The organism is Chlorobium sp. KB01 (assembly GCF_001975465.1).
Classification (GTDB): Bacteria; Bacteroidota; Chlorobiia; order Chlorobiales; family Chlorobiaceae; genus Chlorobium.
In genome coordinates this window covers 88,689-110,000 of sequence record NZ_MPJE01000115.1, presented here as the reverse complement: position 1 = coordinate 110,000, position 21,312 = coordinate 88,689, and the positions used below count along the sequence as shown (strand labels likewise).

General features: G+C 48.4%; 31 protein-coding genes and 1 tRNA gene (1 of these 32 cut by a window edge). 2 read left to right on the top strand and 30 right to left on the bottom strand.

The genetic code is table 11. From position 1 onward, the window contains the following. The 7 genes from BOO20_RS12490 to yihA all read right to left on the bottom strand — a co-directional run. Positions 1–473, bottom strand: the 5' portion of a protein-coding gene (locus BOO20_RS12490; protein WP_076793037.1) for a four helix bundle suffix domain-containing protein. It extends 112 nt beyond the left edge of the window; the window shows 473 of its 585 coding nt (coding positions 1–473); its start codon is at positions 471–473; the stop codon falls past the left edge of the window. A 180-nt stretch (positions 474–653) separates the two neighbouring features. Then, positions 654–1,481, bottom strand: a complete 828-nt coding sequence (gene bchL, locus BOO20_RS12485; RefSeq protein ID WP_006366588.1) for a ferredoxin:protochlorophyllide reductase (ATP-dependent) iron-sulfur ATP-binding protein — start codon at positions 1,479–1,481, stop codon at positions 654–656. A 34-nt stretch (positions 1,482–1,515) separates the two neighbouring features. After that, positions 1,516–3,123, bottom strand: a complete 1,608-nt coding sequence (locus BOO20_RS12480; protein ID WP_076793036.1) for a ferredoxin:protochlorophyllide reductase (ATP-dependent) subunit B — start codon at positions 3,121–3,123, stop codon at positions 1,516–1,518. Positions 3,124–3,162: 39 nt separating this feature from the next. Beyond that, a complete protein-coding gene (gene bchN / locus BOO20_RS12475) occupies positions 3,163–4,425 on the bottom strand; it encodes a ferredoxin:protochlorophyllide reductase (ATP-dependent) subunit N (protein WP_076793034.1) in 1,263 nt (420 codons plus the stop codon). Positions 4,426–4,543: 118 nt separating this feature from the next. Beyond that, positions 4,544–4,864: an MTH1187 family thiamine-binding protein gene (locus BOO20_RS12470; protein ID WP_006366585.1), complete on the bottom strand. Its 321-nt coding sequence runs from the start codon at positions 4,862–4,864 to the stop codon at positions 4,544–4,546. Positions 4,865–4,882: 18 nt separating this feature from the next. Then, positions 4,883–6,187: an adenylosuccinate synthase gene (locus tag BOO20_RS12465; protein ID WP_076793033.1), complete on the bottom strand. Its 1,305-nt coding sequence runs from the start codon at positions 6,185–6,187 to the stop codon at positions 4,883–4,885. 11 nt (positions 6,188–6,198) lie between these two features. Continuing rightward, on the bottom strand, positions 6,199–6,777 hold the full coding sequence (gene yihA, locus BOO20_RS12460) for a ribosome biogenesis GTP-binding protein YihA/YsxC (RefSeq protein WP_076793055.1): 579 nt from the start codon (positions 6,775–6,777) through the stop codon (positions 6,199–6,201). Positions 6,778–7,037: 260 nt separating this feature from the next. Here yihA and cysS point away from each other — a divergent pair, with 260 nt between their 5' ends. After that, entirely contained in the window at positions 7,038–8,483 is a 1,446-nt protein-coding gene (gene cysS, locus BOO20_RS12455) for a cysteine--tRNA ligase (RefSeq protein ID WP_076793031.1), read from the top strand. A 117-nt stretch (positions 8,484–8,600) separates the two neighbouring features. Here the strand turns inward: cysS and BOO20_RS12450 are convergent, their stop codons facing one another. Next, positions 8,601–9,722 carry a mannose-1-phosphate guanylyltransferase gene (locus tag BOO20_RS12450; RefSeq protein ID WP_076793030.1) on the bottom strand — a complete coding sequence of 374 codons (1,122 nt, stop codon included), beginning with the start codon at positions 9,720–9,722 and terminating at the stop codon, positions 8,601–8,603. A gap of 157 nt (positions 9,723–9,879) precedes the next feature. Between BOO20_RS12450 and rsmG the strand changes: the two genes are divergently transcribed. Next, positions 9,880–10,563: a 16S rRNA (guanine(527)-N(7))-methyltransferase RsmG gene (gene rsmG, locus BOO20_RS12445; protein WP_083694701.1), complete on the top strand. Its 684-nt coding sequence runs from the start codon at positions 9,880–9,882 to the stop codon at positions 10,561–10,563. A 62-nt stretch (positions 10,564–10,625) separates the two neighbouring features. Here rsmG and rplQ read toward each other — a convergent pair whose 3' ends face one another. The 22 genes from rplQ to rpmC all read right to left on the bottom strand — a co-directional run bounded on the left by rplQ (position 10,626) and on the right by rpmC (position 21,291). Further along, positions 10,626–11,084 (bottom strand): 50S ribosomal protein L17, encoded by a 459-nt coding sequence (gene rplQ / locus BOO20_RS12440; RefSeq protein ID WP_006366579.1) that lies wholly within the window; start codon positions 11,082–11,084, stop codon positions 10,626–10,628. Positions 11,085–11,132: 48 nt separating this feature from the next. Continuing rightward, positions 11,133–12,116: a DNA-directed RNA polymerase subunit alpha gene (locus tag BOO20_RS12435; RefSeq protein ID WP_006366578.1), complete on the bottom strand. Its 984-nt coding sequence runs from the start codon at positions 12,114–12,116 to the stop codon at positions 11,133–11,135. A 28-nt stretch (positions 12,117–12,144) separates the two neighbouring features. Then, on the bottom strand, positions 12,145–12,756 hold the full coding sequence (gene rpsD, locus BOO20_RS12430) for a 30S ribosomal protein S4 (protein WP_076793027.1): 612 nt from the start codon (positions 12,754–12,756) through the stop codon (positions 12,145–12,147). Between the two features lie 37 nt (positions 12,757–12,793). Beyond that, positions 12,794–13,177: a 30S ribosomal protein S11 gene (rpsK, locus tag BOO20_RS12425; RefSeq protein ID WP_006366575.1), complete on the bottom strand. Its 384-nt coding sequence runs from the start codon at positions 13,175–13,177 to the stop codon at positions 12,794–12,796. 44 nt (positions 13,178–13,221) lie between these two features. Next, positions 13,222–13,599: a 30S ribosomal protein S13 gene (gene rpsM / locus BOO20_RS12420; RefSeq protein WP_006366574.1), complete on the bottom strand. Its 378-nt coding sequence runs from the start codon at positions 13,597–13,599 to the stop codon at positions 13,222–13,224. 33 nt (positions 13,600–13,632) lie between these two features. Beyond that, positions 13,633–13,749 (bottom strand): 50S ribosomal protein L36, encoded by a 117-nt coding sequence (rpmJ, locus tag BOO20_RS12415; protein ID WP_010933819.1) that lies wholly within the window; start codon positions 13,747–13,749, stop codon positions 13,633–13,635. A 109-nt stretch (positions 13,750–13,858) separates the two neighbouring features. Further along, positions 13,859–14,077 (bottom strand): translation initiation factor IF-1, encoded by a 219-nt coding sequence (gene infA, locus BOO20_RS12410; RefSeq protein WP_006366573.1) that lies wholly within the window; start codon positions 14,075–14,077, stop codon positions 13,859–13,861. A gap of 35 nt (positions 14,078–14,112) precedes the next feature. Beyond that, positions 14,113–14,910 (bottom strand): type I methionyl aminopeptidase, encoded by a 798-nt coding sequence (gene map / locus BOO20_RS12405; RefSeq protein WP_076793025.1) that lies wholly within the window; start codon positions 14,908–14,910, stop codon positions 14,113–14,115. Positions 14,911–14,925: 15 nt separating this feature from the next. After that, entirely contained in the window at positions 14,926–16,257 is a 1,332-nt protein-coding gene (secY, locus tag BOO20_RS12400; RefSeq protein WP_076793024.1) for a preprotein translocase subunit SecY, read from the bottom strand. Positions 16,258–16,275: 18 nt separating this feature from the next. Next, entirely contained in the window at positions 16,276–16,833 is a 558-nt protein-coding gene (rplO, locus tag BOO20_RS12395) for a 50S ribosomal protein L15 (protein WP_076793022.1), read from the bottom strand. 33 nt (positions 16,834–16,866) lie between these two features. Continuing rightward, complete coding sequence (gene rpmD / locus BOO20_RS12390) at positions 16,867–17,052, bottom strand: 50S ribosomal protein L30 (RefSeq protein WP_006366569.1); 186 nt, start codon at positions 17,050–17,052, stop codon at positions 16,867–16,869. Between the two features lie 16 nt (positions 17,053–17,068). Then, the gene (gene rpsE, locus BOO20_RS12385) at positions 17,069–17,587 is read right to left on the bottom strand and encodes a 30S ribosomal protein S5 (protein WP_006366568.1); all 519 of its coding nucleotides are present in this window, start codon (positions 17,585–17,587) and stop codon (positions 17,069–17,071) included. Between the two features lie 23 nt (positions 17,588–17,610). Further along, positions 17,611–17,970, bottom strand: coding sequence for a 50S ribosomal protein L18 (rplR, locus tag BOO20_RS12380; RefSeq protein WP_076793020.1), 360 nt, complete (start codon positions 17,968–17,970; stop codon positions 17,611–17,613). Between the two features lie 57 nt (positions 17,971–18,027). Then, entirely contained in the window at positions 18,028–18,567 is a 540-nt protein-coding gene (rplF, locus tag BOO20_RS12375; protein WP_006366566.1) for a 50S ribosomal protein L6, read from the bottom strand. A gap of 28 nt (positions 18,568–18,595) precedes the next feature. Further along, positions 18,596–18,991, bottom strand: a complete 396-nt coding sequence (gene rpsH, locus BOO20_RS12370) for a 30S ribosomal protein S8 (protein ID WP_006366565.1) — start codon at positions 18,989–18,991, stop codon at positions 18,596–18,598. A 63-nt stretch (positions 18,992–19,054) separates the two neighbouring features. Beyond that, positions 19,055–19,324: a 30S ribosomal protein S14 gene (rpsN, locus tag BOO20_RS12365; protein ID WP_076793019.1), complete on the bottom strand. Its 270-nt coding sequence runs from the start codon at positions 19,322–19,324 to the stop codon at positions 19,055–19,057. Positions 19,325–19,340: 16 nt separating this feature from the next. Continuing rightward, positions 19,341–19,928, bottom strand: coding sequence for a 50S ribosomal protein L5 (rplE, locus tag BOO20_RS12360; protein ID WP_076793017.1), 588 nt, complete (start codon positions 19,926–19,928; stop codon positions 19,341–19,343). A 57-nt stretch (positions 19,929–19,985) separates the two neighbouring features. Continuing rightward, positions 19,986–20,228 (bottom strand): 50S ribosomal protein L24, encoded by a 243-nt coding sequence (rplX, locus tag BOO20_RS12355; protein ID WP_006366562.1) that lies wholly within the window; start codon positions 20,226–20,228, stop codon positions 19,986–19,988. A gap of 34 nt (positions 20,229–20,262) precedes the next feature. Further along, a tRNA-Gly gene (locus tag BOO20_RS12350) sits at positions 20,263–20,335 on the bottom strand. Positions 20,336–20,345: 10 nt separating this feature from the next. Beyond that, positions 20,346–20,714, bottom strand: coding sequence for a 50S ribosomal protein L14 (rplN, locus tag BOO20_RS12345; RefSeq protein ID WP_006366561.1), 369 nt, complete (start codon positions 20,712–20,714; stop codon positions 20,346–20,348). A 38-nt stretch (positions 20,715–20,752) separates the two neighbouring features. Beyond that, positions 20,753–21,052, bottom strand: coding sequence for a 30S ribosomal protein S17 (gene rpsQ / locus BOO20_RS12340; protein ID WP_233120986.1), 300 nt, complete (start codon positions 21,050–21,052; stop codon positions 20,753–20,755). 32 nt (positions 21,053–21,084) lie between these two features. Then, positions 21,085–21,291 carry a 50S ribosomal protein L29 gene (gene rpmC / locus BOO20_RS12335; protein WP_006366559.1) on the bottom strand — a complete coding sequence of 69 codons (207 nt, stop codon included), beginning with the start codon at positions 21,289–21,291 and terminating at the stop codon, positions 21,085–21,087. Positions 21,292–21,312 lie beyond the last annotated feature (21 nt).

Sequence of the window (21,312 nt, the reverse complement as noted above, 5' to 3'; positions counted from 1 at the left end):
TGCCGGTCAAGCAGGTAGTTTGCCTGATGAATCAGGCAAATAGCGATATTGGCAATCACTTCTGCAGGGCGGGTTTCAATGAACTCCCGATAAACTTCATAGCTGACATTTGCCTTGCTGCCAAGTTTTCTGACGTAATGGGCTTCTTTGGAATCTTTATCCCATACGGTAAAATCGCGCACCCTGAGAAAATCCTTATAATCTTCGAGCAGCTCATCAAGGCTTGCTCTGGCAACATTCGTCAGTTTGATCTCCGTCTCTTTGGAGGTTCCTGAAGCCTTGCATCCCTCAACAATATTCTGCTTGCCCGAGCGTGCAGCCTGCACCATCTGATCTATGGTACGATCACCACGAGCAAGGAAGCGCTGAGAGAAGCGAAAGGTAATATCGTAGATCACCTCCGCTTTCTGGTAAGAGAGAAGTGCCCGATAGTTGCCGTGAGGGAGAATGAACGATTTCGATGAATCTTTCATAAATTTTTCGCTTGTGTGATCAACCAATATCACAAGATAAAGCGAAATTTTCAAGTATTTCCTATAAGTCCTATGGGACCCATAAGACCTATAGGTCCTATAAATCTTCAACAACTTTCCCCTTGAACGCAAAAAGGCAGCCGGAAAGCTGCCTTTTTGTGAAATAATGTCCTGAAAAGCTTACTGCCAGCCGCCAACCATAGCGAATATTTCACGGTCACCGATCGGTACCGGTACTGCGGCAACCGGATTCTCCTGGATGAGGAAATCGGCAATTTCGTTGTATGGCTTGAGGCACTCGGGTTTGTCGGGGGTGTCATCCATGGCAAACATGGTTTTTCCGGCAAACCGGCTCTTGCGGATCAGTTCGTGGTAGGGCACTTTGGCAAGAAGCCTTGTTCCGACCTTCTCGGCAAACTGGTCGAGCATGTTGGTGCCGCCGCCAGTGGTATAGTCAACACGGTTGGCAACGATACCTGCCAGCTTCACCTTGTAGCGGGCACTCTTCTGCTGGATGGCCATACAGAGGCGATTGGCAGCAAAGATGCTGTCGAAGTCGTTGGTGGCAATGATGATGGCATAGTCGGCATAGTTCAGGGGGGCGCTGAAGCCGCCGCAAACAACGTCGCCAAGCACATCAAAGAGGATCACATCGTACTTGTCATACAGGCCGAGCTCCTGGAGCAGGGTAACGGATTCACCGACAACGTATCCGCCGCATCCGCTTCCGGCAGGAGGACCTCCGGCTTCAAGACAGTCAATACCGGCAAAACCGGTCTCAATGATATCCTCCGCACTCAGCTCCTCGTGATGAAAATCAACCTCTTCAAGAGCCTCGATAACGGTTTTCTGCAGCTTCCCGGTAATGGGGAATGTGCTGTCATGTTTCGGATCACAGCCTATCTGAAGAACCTTGGCGCCTTTCAGGGCAAGTGCCGCCGAAATGTTGGCACTGGTGGTGCTTTTTCCAATACCGCCCTTGCCATATACCGCTAATACTAAACTCATAATGATATCAGAGAAAATGATTGATAGTTAAACCTTACCCGCCAAGGGACTCCTTTGCCTGACGGAAAACCTCTACGGAGACCTCTGTTGCGCCGTTTTCGCGGGCAAAGGTCTCGGTGTTCTTTCTGACCTTCTTGCGGACAAAAAACGGAACTTTTTTCAGCATGGTTTCAGCATCGTCACTCCAGATCATATCACCCTCACCGGAACCCGGTTCCGCTGGAGCCGTAACACCATGTGCCGTATGACCGTTGCCGGAAGAGAGAGAAGTTGCAGCTGCATGCGGCTCACCGGAGGCGGAACTCTCCTCATATTCAAGGCCTGCATCACCGAAAAAGTCGATAAGATGCTTTTCAAGGCCGAGTTTGCAAGAGAGATAGACTCTGTCGGCAATAACATCAGAGCCGTCAAAACCGAAGAAGGGATAGTAACCGAGCAGATGATTTTCAATATGGGTCGGGGGACAGATCACCATACAGGGGACATCAAGCTTGCGACATGCGTGGCGCTCCATCTGGGTACCGCAGACCAGATCGGGCATCTCCTCATCAATCACTTTCGAGACATCCTGAAACTTGTCGGTCACCATAAGTTCACCGGGAAGGTACCCTTCAAGCTCTTTGCGTACCCAGTCGGCATGCTGTTCCAGATAGGTGCCTGCACCGATAATCTTCATGCCGAGTTCATCTTTCAGAAACTTGACAATACCGACCGTATGCGTTGCGTCGCCGAAAACAAAGGCCCGTTTGTTGCTGAAACTCTCCATATCAGCGGTTCTTGCAAACCAGGGAACTCCACTCGGAGCATTGATGCCGTCAAGTGAAAAGTTGTGGAGCTTCGGCATCGTAATGGGAGCAGCACCACGTTCAGCACCAACCCTGTTGAGCTGTTCAATCACGGAGCGGAGCCATTTCAGGGTAGGTTCAACGCCGATAGGTGCCTCATAGATCGCCGGCATGGCAAATTTGTCGGCAAGATATCCGGCCGCCGTGGTACCGATTTCACGGTAAGGGGCAATATTGAGCCATGCCGCAGGCAGCTTGCCGAGATCGTCAATTCCTGCACCCCAGGGAGCAACAACGTTGACCGTAACACCAAGGGTCTGGAGCATCCGGCGAAGAGAGGTGAGGTTGGCTCGCAGGTGAAATCCAAGCGAGGTAAAACCGAGCAGGTTCACTGAAGGAGCTGCGGTTTTTTCCTGCGGTGCAGCATAACGCTTGACCAGCGCGGTAAAGAGTCCGTCAGCCGCCTCATTTTCCGAGACCCTGAAGGGGTTGAGGGCATAGACCAGCAGCTTCTCCTCCGGTACGCCGGAGTGCAGCGCCAGCTGGTTGAGATCCTCCTGGAGCAGTGCGGTACTGCAGCTCGGAGCAATGACGGTAAGATCGGGATGATAGTGGTGCTCAACCTGCTGCAGTGTTGAAGGAAGCCGGGATACTCCCTGGGCCAGATCCCGTCCGCGGACAACGCTGATTGAGAGGCCCGGAAATGCCGGTGTCCGTTCAAGCATGGTGTAGGTTGCCGTGATGTAATCATCTCCCTGGGGAGCATGATAGACGGTGTGAACCCCTTTCATACTGTTGGTCACCCGGCTGATACCGTGAAGGGCTGTGCCCTCGTAGAGCCAGAAAGCTAAGCGCATACTTGTAAAACGTTTGTTATTGCATTTTCCTTCAGTGAATTATTCAGCGCTCGGCATGACCCCTTCAAGCCACACCTCCTCGTCAAACGCCGGCAGCAAGCTTCGGCGCTGGAGCGGTGATACAAACAAATTGGCCAGAGGAAAGACACCCGACCAGCTATGAATAGAGGTCAGCATGAACTCCATACTCCACTTCACAACAAATCCATGACCAACAAACGGGTTGGCGGTCATCAGGGAGGTAACAATCAGGTCCGGCTTGATGCGTTTGACATCCACAAGCTGTCGATGAAAGTTCGGCTGTTCGACCACGCGGACGCCTTCAAGCGCCTCAAGCTCACGTGAATGAAATTTCTTGTTGATGTAGGCACTGCTGCACTCCACAACGTCAGCTCCGGCATTTTTCAGGAAACGGCCCAGCGGCAGCTCCAGCATGGTATCCGCAGTCAGAAATACCTTCTTGCCCTTGAGCAGATCGGTCTGTTTGCGAATCTTCTCCCATGCGGCTTTTTCGCGGTCACGAAGATCGATGGTGATACCGAATTCCCGGGCGAGATCCTCCCAGAAGACTCTGGTTCCGTCAGGCCCGAAGGGGAAAAGCGAGTTAAGGACTCGGGCACCCCGCTCACGGGCAAGCTTGACGGCAACCCTTGAAAGGTATGGCTGGATCGGAGCCAGTACGGTATCAGGTCCAATCGCCGGCATCCTGTCAAAACGGGATTCAGGAAGAAAACCTCCTACAGCAATACCAAGCTCTTCGGCCTCAGCCCTGAGGTCATCGGCGGTGGCATCGTTGACTGATCCGAGAAAGACAACCTTTTTCTCTCCGGCGGGTGCTTCAGGGCAGAACGGTACCAGTGCATGAAGCACCGAATCCTCCGCCTGGGTAAAGTTATAGACCAGACCGCTGGCAGGAACAAAGAGCACCGGAACGTCCGGAGTGCTGAGATGGTGGGCAAGACCCTTGAAATCGACCTTCATAACCTCGGGTGTACATGACGAGAGCAGAAAGATCACTGAAGGGTGATGATCGGCCTTTATTTCACGGAGAATCTCCTCAAGGGTAGGCTCACTCTTGGAGAGATCACCCTCCTCAAGAAGGGCAATGCCAAAACGGGGTTTGGCAAAGATCATCATGCCGAGAGCATTCTGCAGAAAATGGGCGCAGGTATGTGTACCGAGAATGAGAAAAAAGCTGTCCTTGATCTTTTGATACATCCAACCGACACAGGCCAGGCCGCAAAAACTGTGTGTAACGTTATCTTCCTTGATTATCTGAACATCACCGGGAACCTGCATCATGAAGTATCTCCTCCTGATTGTTACTGGCCGCTGGTAACACCGCCTTCAGAGGGCGTAAAAAGGCGTTACAACGGTAAAACTTAAAGAAATTGAAGATAAAATATTTTCGGTAATCCCCCTACTCATCCAACGCCCTCTCTGAGGCTATTTTTGCTTTCACGGAAGCGGTTTTCTCACCAAGACGAACGGCCCGATCCCGGCGGTCATCAATTTTAATAACCGTGTAGACCCGCCTTCCTCCTTTGCTGAACGAATACTCATGGAGCTTCTGAGCCAGATCAAACAGGAGTGGTGCCGGTCCTTCAACCGTGGTCCCCATATCATGCAGCCTGAAGCTGCAGCCGCTTTCAGCCAGAAGCTCCTGAAGGCCGGCGACAAAGCCGCTCAGGCTCCCCTCCCTGCTGTCAAGGGGAATAACGGCAATATCCATCAAGGCCATGACAAACAGTTCTGAATGTTATCTGAAAACAGTCTCGTTACGGCCGGGTCCAACCGAAATAAAGGTAACCGGAAGCTGAAGTTCACGCTCAAGGAAGGTGACATAGTTTTGCGCTTCCGGCTGCATATCGGAAAAGGTGCGGGCATGCGCATTCGAGGCTTTCCACCCTTTCATAGTGGTAAATACCGGTTTGACTCTTGAAAGTGTGGGATGATCGGTCGGAAAATCATGGATCTCTCTGCCGTCGAGCATATAGGAGGTACACACCTTGACTTCGTCAAAAGTGTCAAGTACATCGAGCTTGGTAAGCGCAATTTCAGTAACGCCATTAACGGTAAGCGAGTAGCGCAGGGCAACAAGATCAATCCAGCCGCATCTGCGCTTTCGTCCTGTCGTGGCACCAAACTCGTGCCCGATACTGCCGAGCAGTTCGCCGGTTTCATCCTCAAGTTCGGAGGGGAATGCACCGTTGCCGACTCTGGTCATATATGCCTTGCTGATCCCAATCACCTTGCCGATATAGTTCGGAGCGATGCCGGATCCGGTACAGGCGCCACCGGATGTGGGGTTCGAGGAGGTCACATAGGGATAGGTTCCGTGATCCACATCGAGCAGGCACCCTTGGGCACCTTCAAGCAGAACCGTTTTTCCCTCCCTGAGCTGACGGTTCAGGTAGAACTGGGTATTGGTAACATAGGGGTCGATAATCTTGTCGAACTCCTGATACTCGCGCACCATCTCCTCAACATCAACCTCCTCCTTTTCATAGATATTTTTGAACACCTTGTTCTTGGCGGCAAGGTTCTCCCGAATCTTCTCCTCAAGCACCTGCGGGTTAAGCAGATCAACAACCCTGATGCCTTTTCGGGCAAACTTGTCCTCATAACTTGGTCCGATTCCACGACCGGTCGTACCGATCTTCTGGTCGCCCTGGGCGGTTTCGTGCAATGAATCAAGCAGTTTATGGTAAGGCATGATCAGGTGGGCATTGTGACTGATAAACAGCCTCCCTTTAACGGTGAAACCAAGCTCCTCGACTTTTTTAATCTCTTCAAGCAGCGCAACAGGGTCAATAACGACACCGTTACCGATAACACAGACACACCCTTCGTTAAAAATGCCGGAGGGGATCAAATGCAGAACAACTGTTTTATTATCGAAACAGATGGTATGGCCGGCATTCGCTCCACCCTGATAACGGACAACGATATCATACTTGTCTGAAAGGTAGTCTACAAGTTTTCCCTTGCCCTCATCACCGAACTGTGTGCCGACTATGACGGTTGCAGACCGGGAAGGTGTAATGAATTGATTTGGTTCCACGTCGATTGGTTTTAACGGATATAATGATCTAAATGAGCAAGCAGCTCGCTCTTCCCCTTTCCGGAAAAAGATGAATAATTTACAATAAATTTGGCTTTGGCCGCGCAACTTTCCATAATCCGCCTGGTCTTTGCCATCTCCTTTTGCGTCAGCTTGTCAAACTTGGTCAGCACAATACCATAAGGCCGCTCATGAAACTCAAGAAAATTGATCATTGCCCGGTCAGACTCCATGGCCGGATGACGGGAATCGAAAAGCAGCACAACCAGCGAAATGCTTTGGCGTTCTTCAATATATGATGAGAGCAGATGACCCCAGGCTGCTTTCTGTTCCTGGCCGACGGCCGCATACCCATATCCCGGAAGATCAACGAAATAAAACTCCTGGTTGATCAGAAAATAGTTGATCAGTCTTGTTTTTCCCGGTGTTGAGCTGGTTTTGGTAAGAGCTTTCAGCCCGGTAAGCGAGTTGAGAAGGGTCGATTTTCCTACATTGGATCGGCCCGCAAAAACAATTTCAGGAGTGGATTCTTCCGGCAGTCCGGAAAGAGCGGAAACACTGATGTGAAAGGCAGCACTGGTAATCTTCATACAAAAAGAGCAGTCAAAAGGGGTGCCCATAAAAAAGAGCAACAAAAAGGAAGCTAAAAACCTTGCGTTAAAAACCCAAATGTTTAACTTTCATCCGGCTTTTTACGTATTACATCAGGGCTCCTCTATAAATCGTCGTGATGCCCGATAGTTTCGGGAGATGAAAGTTTCTTTGCCGGCCTGCCGGAAGAACGAAGCAGTCGCAGTACATCATAAATTTAGAGCGGTGCTCATCCTCAAAAAGGAAGGAAAGAGAGAAGATGTCACTCTTCATATACAACTCCCTCAGCAGAACCAAAGAGCAGTTTGAACCCCTGCACCCCGGATTTGTCAGCATCTATGTATGCGGACCAACCGTCTATGGCCACTCCCACCTTGGTCATGCAAAAAGCTACGTCTCGTTTGACGTAGTCGTACGATGGCTGCGTCACTGCGGGTATCAGGTAAAATATGTACAGAACATCACCGATGTTGGTCACCTGACCGATGATGCCGATGAGGGTGAAGACAAGATCATGAAGCAGGCCCGGCTGGAAAAAACCGACCCCATGGAGATCGCGCAGTTCTATACCCGCAGTTTCTATGAGGATATGGATCGGCTCAGCATTCTCCGGCCCAACATTGCTCCGGCTGCGACCGCCCATATTCCGGAACAGATTGCACTGATTGAGCGACTGGTGGAAACCGGTCACGCCTATGAGGTCAACGGCAACGTCTACTTTTCCGTAGAGTCGTTTCCCGGATACGGCCGATTATCGGGACGAACCGACATGGAAGCGCAGCAGTCCGGCAACCGGGTGGAAGTGCGCTCTGAAAAACGGCACACATCTGATTTTGCGCTCTGGAAAAAAGCCGAAGAGAACCATCTGATGAAGTGGCGATCCCCCTGGGGTACCGGTTATCCCGGCTGGCACCTTGAGTGTTCGGCCATGTCGATGAAGTACCTCGGCGAAACGATTGACATTCACGGTGGCGGGATGGAAAACAAGTTTCCACACCATGAGTGTGAAATAGCCCAGGCTGAATCTGTCACCGGCAAACCCTACGTCAGGTTCTGGATGCACAACAACATGGTAACGGTCAACGGAATTAAAATGGGTAAATCCCTGAAAAATTCTGTCAACCTGAAGGAGCTCTTTTCAACCTTCGATCCGATTGTCATCAGATTCTTCATCCTGCAGTCGCATTATCGCTCACCGCTCGACTTCTCGGACGTTGCAATCCGTGCTTCGCAAACCGGCCTCGAAAAGCTGCATGAGACCTACCGGCGGCTCATGGAAACAAACTCCGGAAGCGGTATGTTTGCTGTTGAGCCTTATCTGGTCCGCTTTAACGAAGCGATGAATGATGATTTCAATACGCCGATTGCCGTTTCGGTTCTCTTTGATTGTGCAAAAGCACTCAATACGGCTCTTGACCGGAGTGAAGGCGTATCGGAAACCGCAAGAGAGGAAGCCGGGAAATTTCTGGATATGGCGGGAACGGAGGTTCTCGGAATCCTGCAGCCCGCGGGCAGGTCCGGTGATAAACAGAGTGAAGAAACGGGCAAAGCACTTGATGGTGTTATGGCTCTCATTCTTGAGCTTCGGGCAGAAGCCCGAAAGAACAAGGATTTCGCGCTCAGTGACAAGCTGCGCGACCGTCTGCTTGAAGCGGGAATCGAAATAAAGGATACCAGGGAAGGCGCTACCTGGTCAGCAAAATGAGTTGAATGAACAAACTGCTGACCTGGAACGAAAGAACGGGGCGATTGGGGAGATGAAGCAGATGACGATTGAATCAGAATTTATTCATCTTACCATAAAGTCCACCGCGTCCATTCTTCAAAGGTATTGCTGCAGCCCCTCCCTCCTCAGCACATCGGCTACCTCTTCTACACGATGAGAGAGCCCTTTGTTGCAGACCAGCAGTGCATCCTCTGTATCTATAATAATAACGTCACTGACACCTATGGTACAGACAATCTTGCCCGCAGGTTTTCTGACATAGATATTCTCACAATCTATCTGCACCAGACTTTTGCCGGAGTTGACTTCACCAAGCAATGCGCGACTCCCCGCAACCTTCATCACCTCATCCCAGGAGCCAAGGTCGGTCCAGCCAAACTCACCGGTCAGCATTAAAACCTCTTCAGCCTTCTCCATAACTCCCACATCTATTGAAACAGGGTGTATCCAGGAGTAGACATCCTCTATCACTTTCTTCTCTTCAGAAGTGCCAAGATGATGATAAATATTGAGCAGATCCTTGTGGAGATCAGGCATTGAACGTTCAAATGCCAGAGCAATGGCATCGATATGCCAGATAAAGACCCCGCTGTTCCAGAAAAAATCCCTGCTTTCCAGAAAATGAACCGCTGTCGTATAGTCCGGTTTTTCCGCAAACGCCTTTACCTTGAAGAACCTGAAATCATATCCCCCCGATAATGCAGCCGGAAGCGGCAGCTCCTCATCGGCCTGAATATAGCCGTAGACCGTTTCAGGCCTGTCGGCGTTTATGCCAATCGTAACAAGAGCATTTTTTTCCCGCGCCATCTCGATGCCTGCATCAACAATGGTTATAAATGCATCTTCATCGAGTACAAGATGATCGGAAGGGAGTACAACGGTAATGGCATCGGGATCCCTTTTTTTTATGTGGGCGGTTCCGAGAGCTATACACGGGGCTGTGTTGCGGCTTGAAGGCTCAACAATGATATTTTCAGGCAATATCCCGCATGGCGTATCCAAAAGCAGCTTACGACCGTTTTCTCCCGTTATAACCAGAATATTCTCATCCCTTACTGAACGCCGTATCCTCTTGACCGTTTGGGCAATCATGGTCCCTTCATCAAAAAGATCAAGAAACTGCTTTGGAATTTTTTTTCTCGAAACAGGCCACAGATTCCTGCCTGCTCCCCCGGCCATTATCAAGGCAAAAACATGATGAGTTGAACCGTCTTTCATGGATCCTGATTTCCTGTCGTGTTACTATTGCGGTGCTCACCGTTGAGCTGTTTATGAAATTTACGATTATTTACAGGCAAATGGATTGCTGTGAACGGGTGAAAGTCAAGTCTCATTTGTCATTCATCCTAAAATGTCGTTTTTTGGGGGTAAACCAATGAACAGAAGGATTACCCTGATGGAACAATTGCATGATGAGTTAACAACACTGCAGGCATTATGTGCAGAACACTCAATAGAACTTGACACCGAAAAGCTTGAAAAGCTGGTGCATTACGGCCACCTCCTCGAAGAGTGGAACCTTAAGGTAAACCTGATCAGCCGCAAGGAGGATTCGCCGGTCATCATCAAACATATCTTTCATTCGATTCTGATAAGCAGCTATCACTCGTTCAGAAAGGAGGAGAGAGTTCTTGATCTCGGTACAGGAGGGGGACTGCCGGGAATACCGCTCTCCATTGCATTTCCCGATACCCGATTTCTGCTTGTTGACGCAACAGGTAAAAAAATCACAGCCTGCCAGGCTATGATCAAGGAGCTTGGCATTACAAATGCCATAGCGATGCATACCAGGGTGGAGGAGCTAAAAGGGGTGGTGTTCGATACCGTACTCTCAAGACAGGTTGCCCCTCTTGAGCAGCTTTGCCGGTATGCAGCAAGATTGTTGAAGCCCGATGGTACTCTTATCTGCCTGAAGGGCGGAAACCTCGACAGGGAAATTTCCAAAGCAATCGAGTCGAGAGAAAAAAACAACGGATTGCCGTTGACTGTAGAGCTGCACCCGATAAGCGCTGTCAGCTCCTTTTTCTCGGAAAAACAAATAGTCATTGCCCGGAGATAGCGTCTATCTGTCAGGCAATGACTACTATATTTTCAAAACAGGTCGGTGCAGTCAGACCTCTGTCAGGCTGTTGCTGCTGCTGCTGTTTCTTCTGTCTTCTTGGAGCCTTTAACACGTTTTGCACGATCCTGCTTGCCTGCTTTTGGCGCTGCGGGATAGGCTTCCACATAATCAACAAGCTCAATAACGGCCATTTTTGCTGCATCACCAAAACGGGGAGCAAGTTTGATAACCCTTGTATATCCTCCGTTACGAGTGCCGACTTTGGCAACAATCTCTTCGAAAAGAATTCTTATTACCTGCTTGTCGCGGATATCCTTGAAGATTTCGCGCTGTGCATGAACGGTACCAACACGAGCTTTGGTAATGAGCTTTTCTGCTACGCGGCGCAACTCCTTTGCCTTTGCCTCAGTCGTCTCAATACGCTTGTGGAGGAACAGCTGTGTCGACAGGTTGCTGAGCGTTGCCTTTCTATGGGCAGCGGTTCTTCCGAGTTTTCTTGCCGGCTTAACTTTACGCATGACTTGTATCTGTTCTCAATATTTCTAAAAATCGGTAACTGTACTTTTCTACTTCATCTGATACTTGGTAATATCCATACCAAATTTCAGGTCAAACTTTTCAAGCTGCTCCTTCAGTTCCGTCAGGGATTTCTTGCCGAAGTTCTTGTAGTTGAGCAACTCATCCTCCTTGCGTGAAACCAGATCGCCGATGGTATCGATTTCAGCAAGCCTCAGGCAGTTATGTGAACGTACCGAAAGGTCAAGGTCTTCGATCTTGGTGTGCAGCAGTCTGCGCATGGTCTCAAACTCATCATCCTGCTGTTTGAACTCCTCTTCGGTAAACTCCTCCTCGGTTGGGGAGAAATTCGCAAAGAAGGTTACGTGATCGGTGATGATCTTTCCGGCAAGACTGATAGAGTCATCAGGGGTTACGGAGCCATCGGTTTCAACATCAAGAATCATCTTCTCATAATCAGTACGCTGGCCTACACGGGTATTCTCAACGGTAAACCTGACATTTCTGATCGGAGTGTAAATGGCATCAATAGCAATATATCCAATAGGCATTCCTTCGGGTCTGTTCTCCTCTGCAGGTACATAACCACGTCCACGTCCTACATAAAGGTCGATTTTCAGGGTTGCGCCGGCATTGACCGTAGCAATATGCATATCCTTGTTCAGCACCTCAAACTCGCCTTCCTGCGCAATAATATCACCGGCCGTAAACTCCTTTGGACCGACAATGGCCAGCGTGGTCTTGCAGTTTCTTTTACAGGTGGACTTGAAACGAACCCTCTTGAGATTCAGCACAATTTCCGGAACATCCTCGCGAACGCCATCAACTGCGGCAAACTCATGAAAAACGCCATCTATTTTCAGACCTGTTATTGCAGTTCCCGGAAGTGAGGCAAGCAGAACCCGTCTCATAACGTTCCCAAGGGTAACGCCGTAACCGCGCTCGAGCGGCTGAGCGATGAACCTGCCGAAACTGTCAGTATGATTGGCTTCGTCAACCTCTATTTTTGCAGGCATCTGCATCTGGTATATCATAGTATTTATACCTTTGAATTCGTTAAAATCACTTGGAATACAGCTCTACCACCAACTGCTCGTTATAGGGCTCCTGTATTTCCACTCTCTCTGGTATGCTCAGGAACACCGACTTCTGATTAGCCTTGTCTACCTGTATCCATGTTGGAATACGTGACTCCGGTGCTTTGTTGAGCGAATCCGTTACGGCATCCATGTTCTTGCTTCTCTGACGGAATTCAATCAAATCGCCGGGCGAGACAAGATAGGATGGTATGTTCACCTTCTTGCCGTTAATCAAAAGATGGCCATGTGTCACAAGCTGACGCGCACCTGCTCGGGAAGGAGCAAATCCGCTGCGGAATACAACATTATCAAAACGTCTTTCAATAAGCTTGACAAGGTTATCACCGGTTACACCTCTCTGCGATGCAGCCTTCATGAAGTAGTTGCGGAACTGCTTCTCAAGAATTCCGTAAATATACTTCATCTTCTGCTTTTCTCTAAGCTGCAGAGCATACTCGGATACTTTCCCTTTCCGGGACTGACCGTGCTGTCCGGGAGGAAACGGACGTCTTTCGAGATATTTTTCAGCCTTGGGTGTAAGTGCTACTCCCAACCTGCGTGATACTTTTGTTATCGAACCTCTGAATCTTGCCATATCAATTGCTTCATTGAAATTCTATGAATATATAAAATCAGACCCTTCTGCGTTTGGGAGGCCGACATCCATTATGAGGAAGCGGAGTGATATCCTTGATGGTACGCACATCAAGACCTGCTCCCTGTAACGCTCTGATCGCTGCATCACGTCCGGCACCAGGGCCTTTGATAAAGACATTGACATGCCTCATACCAAGGTCATAAGCTTCCTTTGCTGCGGCTTCCGATGTAATCTGGGATGCATAAGGGGTATTCTTTTTTGACCCTTTGAACCCGTTCTTACCGGCACTCGACCAGGAAACGGTGTTGCCCTGAAGATCGGTAATGGTTACCATAATATTATTAAAAGATGCCTTGATGTGTACAGCACCTTCCGGGGTAACCTTGACTTTCTTTTTCTTCCTGCTTATTGTAGCCATGAACTTACATTCTTTAGTCTCGAAGATTTATTGCCTGAACTCTACTACTTCTTGGCCGCCTTTTTCTTGCCGGCAACGGTCTTGCGCTTACCTTTTCTGGTCCTTGCATTTGTGGACGTTCTCTGACCGCGAACAGGCAGCGAACGACGATGACGCAGACCACGGTAACAACCGATATCCATAAGGCGCTTTACAGCGAGCTGCTGCTCACCGCGAGCCTGCCCTTCTACCTTGTAACTCTCAGCAATAATTTCTCTTATCGCATGCGCTTCTTCATCATTCAGCTCAGAGATCTTGCGGTCAGGAGCAATTCCTGCTCTCTGCAAAATGTTCTCCGCTGACACTCTCCCTATACCATAAACGTGCGTTAAAGCGATAACCGCATGTTTGTTTAACGGCAAATTTACCCCAGCTATCCTCATATGCTCTTTAAAGTTCTATTGTTTTTCTGAAGATCAACCCTGGCGCTGCTTATGGCTTGGATTCACTTTGCAAATCACAAATCTCTTACCTTTGCGCTTGATAATGCGGCAGTGCTCGCAACGTTTCTTAATAGAAGAATATATTTTCATAATAAATCCGAAATACAATAATTAATCCGAATAGTCCGAAATCTGAAAAGGCATGTAATGTAAATAATAATGATCAAAGAATCAAGATCAAGATCACTTATTTCGACACTTATTTGTATCGATAGGTGATCCGTCCTTTTGATATATCGTATGGAGATATCTGTACTTTCACCTTGTCACCGGGCAGAATCCTGATATAGTGCATCCTGATTTTTCCGGAAACATGCGCCAGGACTTCAAGACTGTTTTCAAGCTTTACCTTGAACTGCGCATTTGGAAGCGCTTCCAGAATTACGCCTTCAATCTCTATTGCTTCTTCCTTGGCCAAATTATTCTCTCCTTTGTTCTGTTCTGTTTTTTGCCTCAAGCCTCTTCAGTATTGAGAAAAGTGCGGGTCAGCACTTCTGCTTTTCCCGGCCTGACAACTATCGTATGTTCAAAATGTGCAGCGTGCTTTCCATCCTCTGTCACAGCAACCCATCCACCCCTGCGGCTGACAGCTTTGCGTGAGCGGCCGAGGGCGATCATCGGTTCAATGGCAAGCGTCATGCCTTCACGAAGCGGCACTCCTGTATGCTTCTTTCCATAATTCGGTACAGCCGGATCCTCATGCAATTCACTGCCAATGCCGTGCCCGACCATATTCTCTATCACACTGAACCCGAATGAACGGGCATAATCCTCAATAGCTGATGAGATGTCATGCAGGCGATTACCGGTTACTGCCATGGCAATCCCCCGTTCAAGACACTCCCTGGTAACATCAACAAGCTGCTGTACCTTCTCGTCAATAACACCAAGCACAAATGTTCTTGCGGCATCTCCGTGATAGCCACCCTTATAGGCACCACAGTCAACCGAGACAATATCACCCTCCCTTACGACACGCTTCTGGCTTGGGACTCCGTGAACAACCTCTTCATTGATCGATACACAAAGCGTTGCCGGATAGGGAGTCACATCGGGATCGCCTTTCGGAGCATAATTGAGAAAGCTTGGCACGCCATTATGGTCCCTGATAAACTCCTCCGCCATAGCATCAAGCTGCTTGGTGGTCATGCCCGGCTGTATTTCCTGCTCAAGAAGATCAAGAGCTTTTGCCACAAGGGCTCCGGACTCTCGCATCAACTCAATTTCGCGCTCGCTTTTAATCGTGATCATATCGTATATCCAGGCTTACCTGCCCTGTCGTCCGCGGGTTTTACCCGACTTCATGAAGCCGTCATAATGGCGCATGAGCAGATGGCTTTCAACCTGCTGGAGAGTATCAAGTCCGACACCAACGATGATGAGAAGACTTGTACCGCCGAAAAACTGTGCGAATCCGGGTGTCACGTTACCGAACTTTGTCAGAAAAGTCGGAAGAATAGCGATAATTGCAAGCGATATGGCACCAGGCAGTGTAATACGGGTGAGGATATTATCTATAAACTCAGCCGTGCCTTTTCCGGGCCGTACACCGGGAATGAAACCACCTTGGCGACGCATGGTATCGGCAACCTCCTTGGGGTTGAACGCTATCGCTGTATAAAAATAGGTAAAGAAAACAATCATGGTACCGAACATCAGCGCATACCACCAGGAATCATAGGCAAATACCGTGGCAATTTTCTGCATGACCTCACTGTCAGGAAAGAAAGAGACAAAGGTTCCGGGCAGGAACATAATCGACTGGGCGAAAATGATCGGCATGACTCCGGCGGTATTGATCCTCATGGGTATATACTGGGTACTGCCGCCATAAACCTTGCGCCCGACAACACGCTTTGCATGCTGAACAGGAATGCGCCGGGTTCCGACGGTAAGGACAACGACAAAAGCCACGATGGCGGCCATCATGGCAAGAATGATGATCTCTATAATCCAGTTCTTGCTCCCGAGCGATACCGAACGGAACTCGGCAACAAGCGCTTGTGGAAATCTTGCAAGAATACCGATCATGATAATGAGCGATATGCCGTTACCAATACCGCGTTCAGTAATCTTCTCACCGAGCCACATCACAAAAACCGTTGCTGATGTAAGAAGAATCACCGCCGTTATGGTAAAGAAAACACCGGGATCCGGCACAACAATCTTGCCGAATGATGATGGACTGGAGAGGCTCACACTTACACCCCATGACTGAAGTGCTGCAATCAGAACCGTACCGTATCTTGTCATCTGGCTGATTTTCTGGCGGCCATCCTCTCCCTCTTTCTGCAGTTTCTGAAAATAAGGGGTAACCGCACCAAGCAGCTGAACAATAATCGATGCTGAAATGTAGGGCATGATGCCCAGAGAGAAGATCGATGCCCTTGCGAATGCACCGCCTACAAAGAGATCAAAGAGTCCGAAGAGATCGTTGGAGTGGGCTTGTGATGCGCCTGATACTGCAGACGCATCTACACCGGGAATAGTAATGTGAGATCCAAGCCTGTAAACAAATAACAGAAGAAGCGTATAAAGGATCCTCTGACGAAGTTCAGGGATTTTATTTATGTTGCTTATACTTTCAGTAAGCTTCATAGCGGCCTTTTAACAGATTCAGGGCTTTGTGGATTTTTTGGCTCTCTTGACCAGCTTAGCCTTTGGTTTCAAGAGGGCATCTTCTACCGAAAGATCCCTGACTTTTGATGCCTCTTCAAGGGTACGGAATGCTTTTACCGCTTTACCACCGGCGGCCGTTATTTTTTCCTCTGCACTTTTACTGAAAGCATGTGCAGTGATAGTAACAGCACTGGTCAGTTCCCCATTTCCGAGAACCTTGAAATAATCTGCGTTGCTGGCATGAAGAAGTGCCTTGAGATCAAGGACGGTAATCTCTTTTTCGATGAGTCCGTCTTCAATCCATTTATTGATCTGGGCAATATTGACCGTACTGACCGGCTTTCTGTCTATCGGTGTGAAGCCGAATTTAGGAAGCCTGCGATAGACAGGTACCTGTCCACCCTCCATAATCGGTCTTTTGTAGCCGCTTCTGGCCTGCTGACCCTTGTTACCTTTGCCCGCTGTAGTTCCATTACCTGAACCCTGACCGCGGCCGACACGTTTAGTTGCTTTAACAGCGCCACCTTTTGCTGGACGAAGTGAGCTTAAATCCATGGTTTCAATTCCCGACTTGCTATTAGTAAAATCTTAGACTTCTTCAACCTTCACAAGGTGCTGAACAACCCTGATCTGTCCTCTTGTGCAGGGATTATCCTGCCGGTCTACATGGTAGTTTGGTCTGCCAAGTCCAAGTGCCTTGATGGTAGCCTTCTGCTTTTTGGTACCACCGATAATGCTGCGCACCTGGGTAATCTTTATTTTTTTCTCACTCATGATCACACTCTTTCGTTTAGCTTTCAAAAACCTCTTTCAGGCTCTTTGACCGTCTCTCTCCAACATCATAAGCATCAGATATACTCTGCAAGCCCAGGATTGCTGCTTTAACCACGTTGTGGGGGTTCGATGAACCAAGCGATTTGGTCAGAATATCATGGATACCAGCCATTTCAAGAACAGCTCTAACTGCTCCACCGGCAATAAGACCGGTACCGGGTGTTGCCGGCTTCATAAGTACCTTGGCAGATCCGTACTTGGCAATGATCTGATGAGGAATTGTTCCCTTGACAATCGGCACCTTGATGACATTTTTCTTGCCATCCTCAACACCTTTTGCAATTGCATCCTGAACTTCGTTTGCTTTTCCAAGCCCGTAGCCGACATGTCCCTCTTTATCGCCAACGACAACAATAGCATTGAATCCGAAACGTTTACCGCCCTTCACAACCTTTGCAGTCCTGTTGATATGTACCAGCTTCTCTTTCAGATTTAACTCACCGGGCCTGATACTCTTAGCAGATGTTTTCGCCATTTACCTATCTCTTTGAAAAGTTTTTAAAAGATCAGTCCTGCTTCTCTCGCGCCATCAGCCAATGCCTTGACCCTGCCGTGATAACGAAAACCATTCCTGTCAAATACTACATTTGTTATTCCTGCTGCGAGAGCTTTCTCTCCGATCTGCTTTCCGACTGTGCGGCAGCGATCAGATTTGGAACCCTGCAACCCTTTGTTCTCCTTCGACAAGGTCGAAGCGGCTACCAGGGTTTTGCCGTTCACATCATCAATCAGCTGTGCGTATATCTGGGAAAGGCTACGGTAGACACAAAGTCTCGGCTTTGCCTGTGATCCCTGGACACTGCTTCTGCTTCTGTCCTTGATTTTCTGCCTCCGGGAGGCTTTATCGATTTGACTCATTCTCTTGAACCGTTGTATAATGTTATTGCGTAAATTCCTGAACGCTTCATTCCACCCTTACTTGCCTGCAGCCTTTCCTTCCTTGCGGCGGATCACTTCCCCTTCATACTTGATACCCTTGCCGCGATATGGCTCCGGCTTCCTGAATGAGCGGATCTTGGCAGCAATCTGACCTACAAGAGCTTTATCAATACCACTGATAAGAATGGTTGTCTGATCCGGCACCTCAATTTTGATCTCGTCAGGAGCCTTGAAATAGATCATGTGTGAATAGCCAAGTGTGAGAGCAAGAAGATCGTTCTTCAGTTCCGCACGGTATCCTACACCTGATATTTCAAGCTTCCTCGTAAAGCCTTTGGTCACACCATCGATCATGTTGCTGATCAGCTGGCGATAAAGACCATGCTGTGCCTTGGCCTTCTTGCTCTCATCAATGCGCTGAACTGTAACAATACCGCCATCCTGTGTAACGATAACCTGATCGGTAAGCTGTTGTTCAAGAGCACCTTTTGGTCCTGATACCCTGACGCTTGACTCACTGATCTCTATCTTCGCCTGATTGCTCAGGGGTATTGGCATTTTTCCTATTCTTGACATGGTATTCTAATGCTCTTTGACTTATGAATTAATAGATACGGAACAGGATTTCACCACCAACACCCTGTACACGAGCCTCTTTATCAGTTATAACACCTTTCGATGATGAAAGAATGTAGAGTCCAAGACCGCCAAGATATTTTTTGATATCCTTTCCGTCATAGACACGACGCCCAGGCTTGCTGACCCTCGTAATTTCCTTGATAGCCGGATCACCCTGAGCAGTGTACTTCAGGTCAACACGGATAAAAGGAAACTTTTCAGCGGTAATGACCGTGAAGTTCTTGATGTATCCTTTTTCAAGAAGCAGTTGCGAGATATTCTCTCTAAGCTTCGAATACGGGATATCGGTCGTTTTATTTTTTGCTCTCCCCGCATTTCTGATCCGGGTGATATAATCTGCTACAGAATCCGTTACAGGCATAGCTAACGTTGGTTACTTTCGAAAATGATCAAATACCTTACTTTTTAAAACAGTCCGGGTGATTTACCAGCTTGCTTTTTTAACACCCGGCAGTTTTCCTTCAAGAGCGAACTTGCGGAATATATGCCGGCACAATCCATACTTCTCATATACACCTCTTCCACGGCCGGTAAGCACACAACGGTTGCGAACCCTCGTAGCAGAACTGTCTCTCGGCAGTTTGCGAAGAGCTTCGTAATCACCGGCTTTCAGCAGCTCTTCACGAAGAACAGCATACTTCTCCACAAGCCTTTTCCTTTTTTCGTTCCTTGCTATAACGCTTTTCTTGGCCATCTGATTTCTGAATTATTTAGTTGTTCTTCTTTTTGAATGGCATTCCAAGTTCCGAAAGCAGCACGTAAGCCTCTTCGTCTGAAGCTGCTGAAGTGACAAAGCTGATATCCATTCCGGATATTCTCGGTACTTTATCTATGTCTATTTCCGGAAAAATAATCTGCTCGCGAACACCGATGGTGTAATTGCCACGACCATCAAAACTGGTATCGCTCAGACCGCGGAAATCGCGGATCCTCGGAACCGCAAGACTGACAAAACGGTCGAAGAACTCATACATGGCCTTACGACGAAGGGTAACACGGCATCCGATAGCCTGTCCTTCACGAAGCTTGAAGTTGGATATTGCTTTTCTCGATTTACGTACCTGCGGTTTCTGTCCGGTAATCTGGGCAAGCTCCTGAATGGCGATTTCGAGCAGCTTTGGCTCGGAAGCAGCTTCACCAACACCGATGTTGATTGAGATTTTTTTTAGCCTCGGCACTCTCATTACATTCTTGTACTCAAAGCGCTCGATAAGCTTTGGTGTCACTTTTTCCTTATAGAAGGTCTCAAGCCTTGCTAATGAAGAACCTGCCGGTGTCGTCTCTTTGTTCTGGGCCATCGTATTCTTTATCTGTTTACCAGGATGGTCTTGGTCATCCTGTCTTTAGTGGAAAACTTAACTTTTCTTCACGTTGGAAGCATGAATAGGAAACTCGCGTTCGATAATTGCACCCTGCGGGTTTGACTGGGTCGGACGCGTATGGCGCTTGCGGATATTTACCCCTTCAACAATCACACGGGTTTTCAACGGGTAAACTTTCAGAATCTTTCCGCTCTTTCCTTTATCGTTGCCGCTGATAACGACGACTGTGTCGTTCTTTCTTACATGCAGCTTAACCTTTTTAATCCCTGTTTTCATTTTTCACTTATATGATTGTATTCATAAAATCCTGAGCGGGAGACGAGACTCGAACTCGCGACCAACAGCTTGGAAGGCTGTGACTCTACCAACTGAGTTACTCCCGCCTGTGACACATCAGAGAACCTCTGGTGCCAGCGAAACGATCTTCATATACTTTCTGTCGCGAAGCTCTCTTGCAACCGGTCCGAAAATACGGGTACCTCTTGGCTCGCCCTGCGCATTGAGAAGAACAACAGCATTTTCGTCAAAACGGATATACGATCCATCTTTTCTTCTCTGTTCCTTGACGCAGCGTACGACAACAGCCTTGCAGACATCCTTCTTTTTAACTACACCACCAGGTACAGCTGCTTTGACCGATACGATAATCTGATCACCCAATGAGGCATATCGCCTCCCGGTTCCGCCGAAAACATGAATGCAACGAACCTTCTTGGCTCCGCTGTTATCGGCAACAACCAGATTTGTTTCTTTCTGGATCATCCTGTTTCAAACTTTGTTAAATGTATAAAAATCGACTCTTACCTGGCTTTTTCGATAATCTCAACCAAACGGCAGCTCTTTCTCTTGCTGAGCGGACGGCACTCGACAACCTTTACAAGATCACCGATTCCAGCTTCATTCTTCTCATCATGAGCCATAAGTCTGGTGGTTTTCTTGAAATATTTCTTGTAAACCGGATGCTGAACCCTGCGCTCGACAACAACGACAATAGCCTTGTCCATCTTGTCACTGACAACCTTGCCTAACCAGCTCTTTTTTCTTCCCCTTACCGCAGCATTCTGTTCCATAGATGCACTGCCTGTTTTATTTTCTTCCATGTAAGTAAACAGTTTTTTGGTTTGCCTTGCCCTCAACCCTTGACCGCTTCAGCGGTTGCGAGTTGATGAAGCCGGGTTTTCATGCGCGCAATATCCCGCTTGGAATTGCGGAAAACCATCGGATTCTGCGGCTGCTCAATAACCTTATAAAAATTGATATCAGCGACCCGGTCTTCAAGCTCTTTGATCCGGTCGACCAGCTCCTGCTTGCCTAATGCCGCAATTTCATACTTTTTCATAATATGTAACCCTCTTGTCGA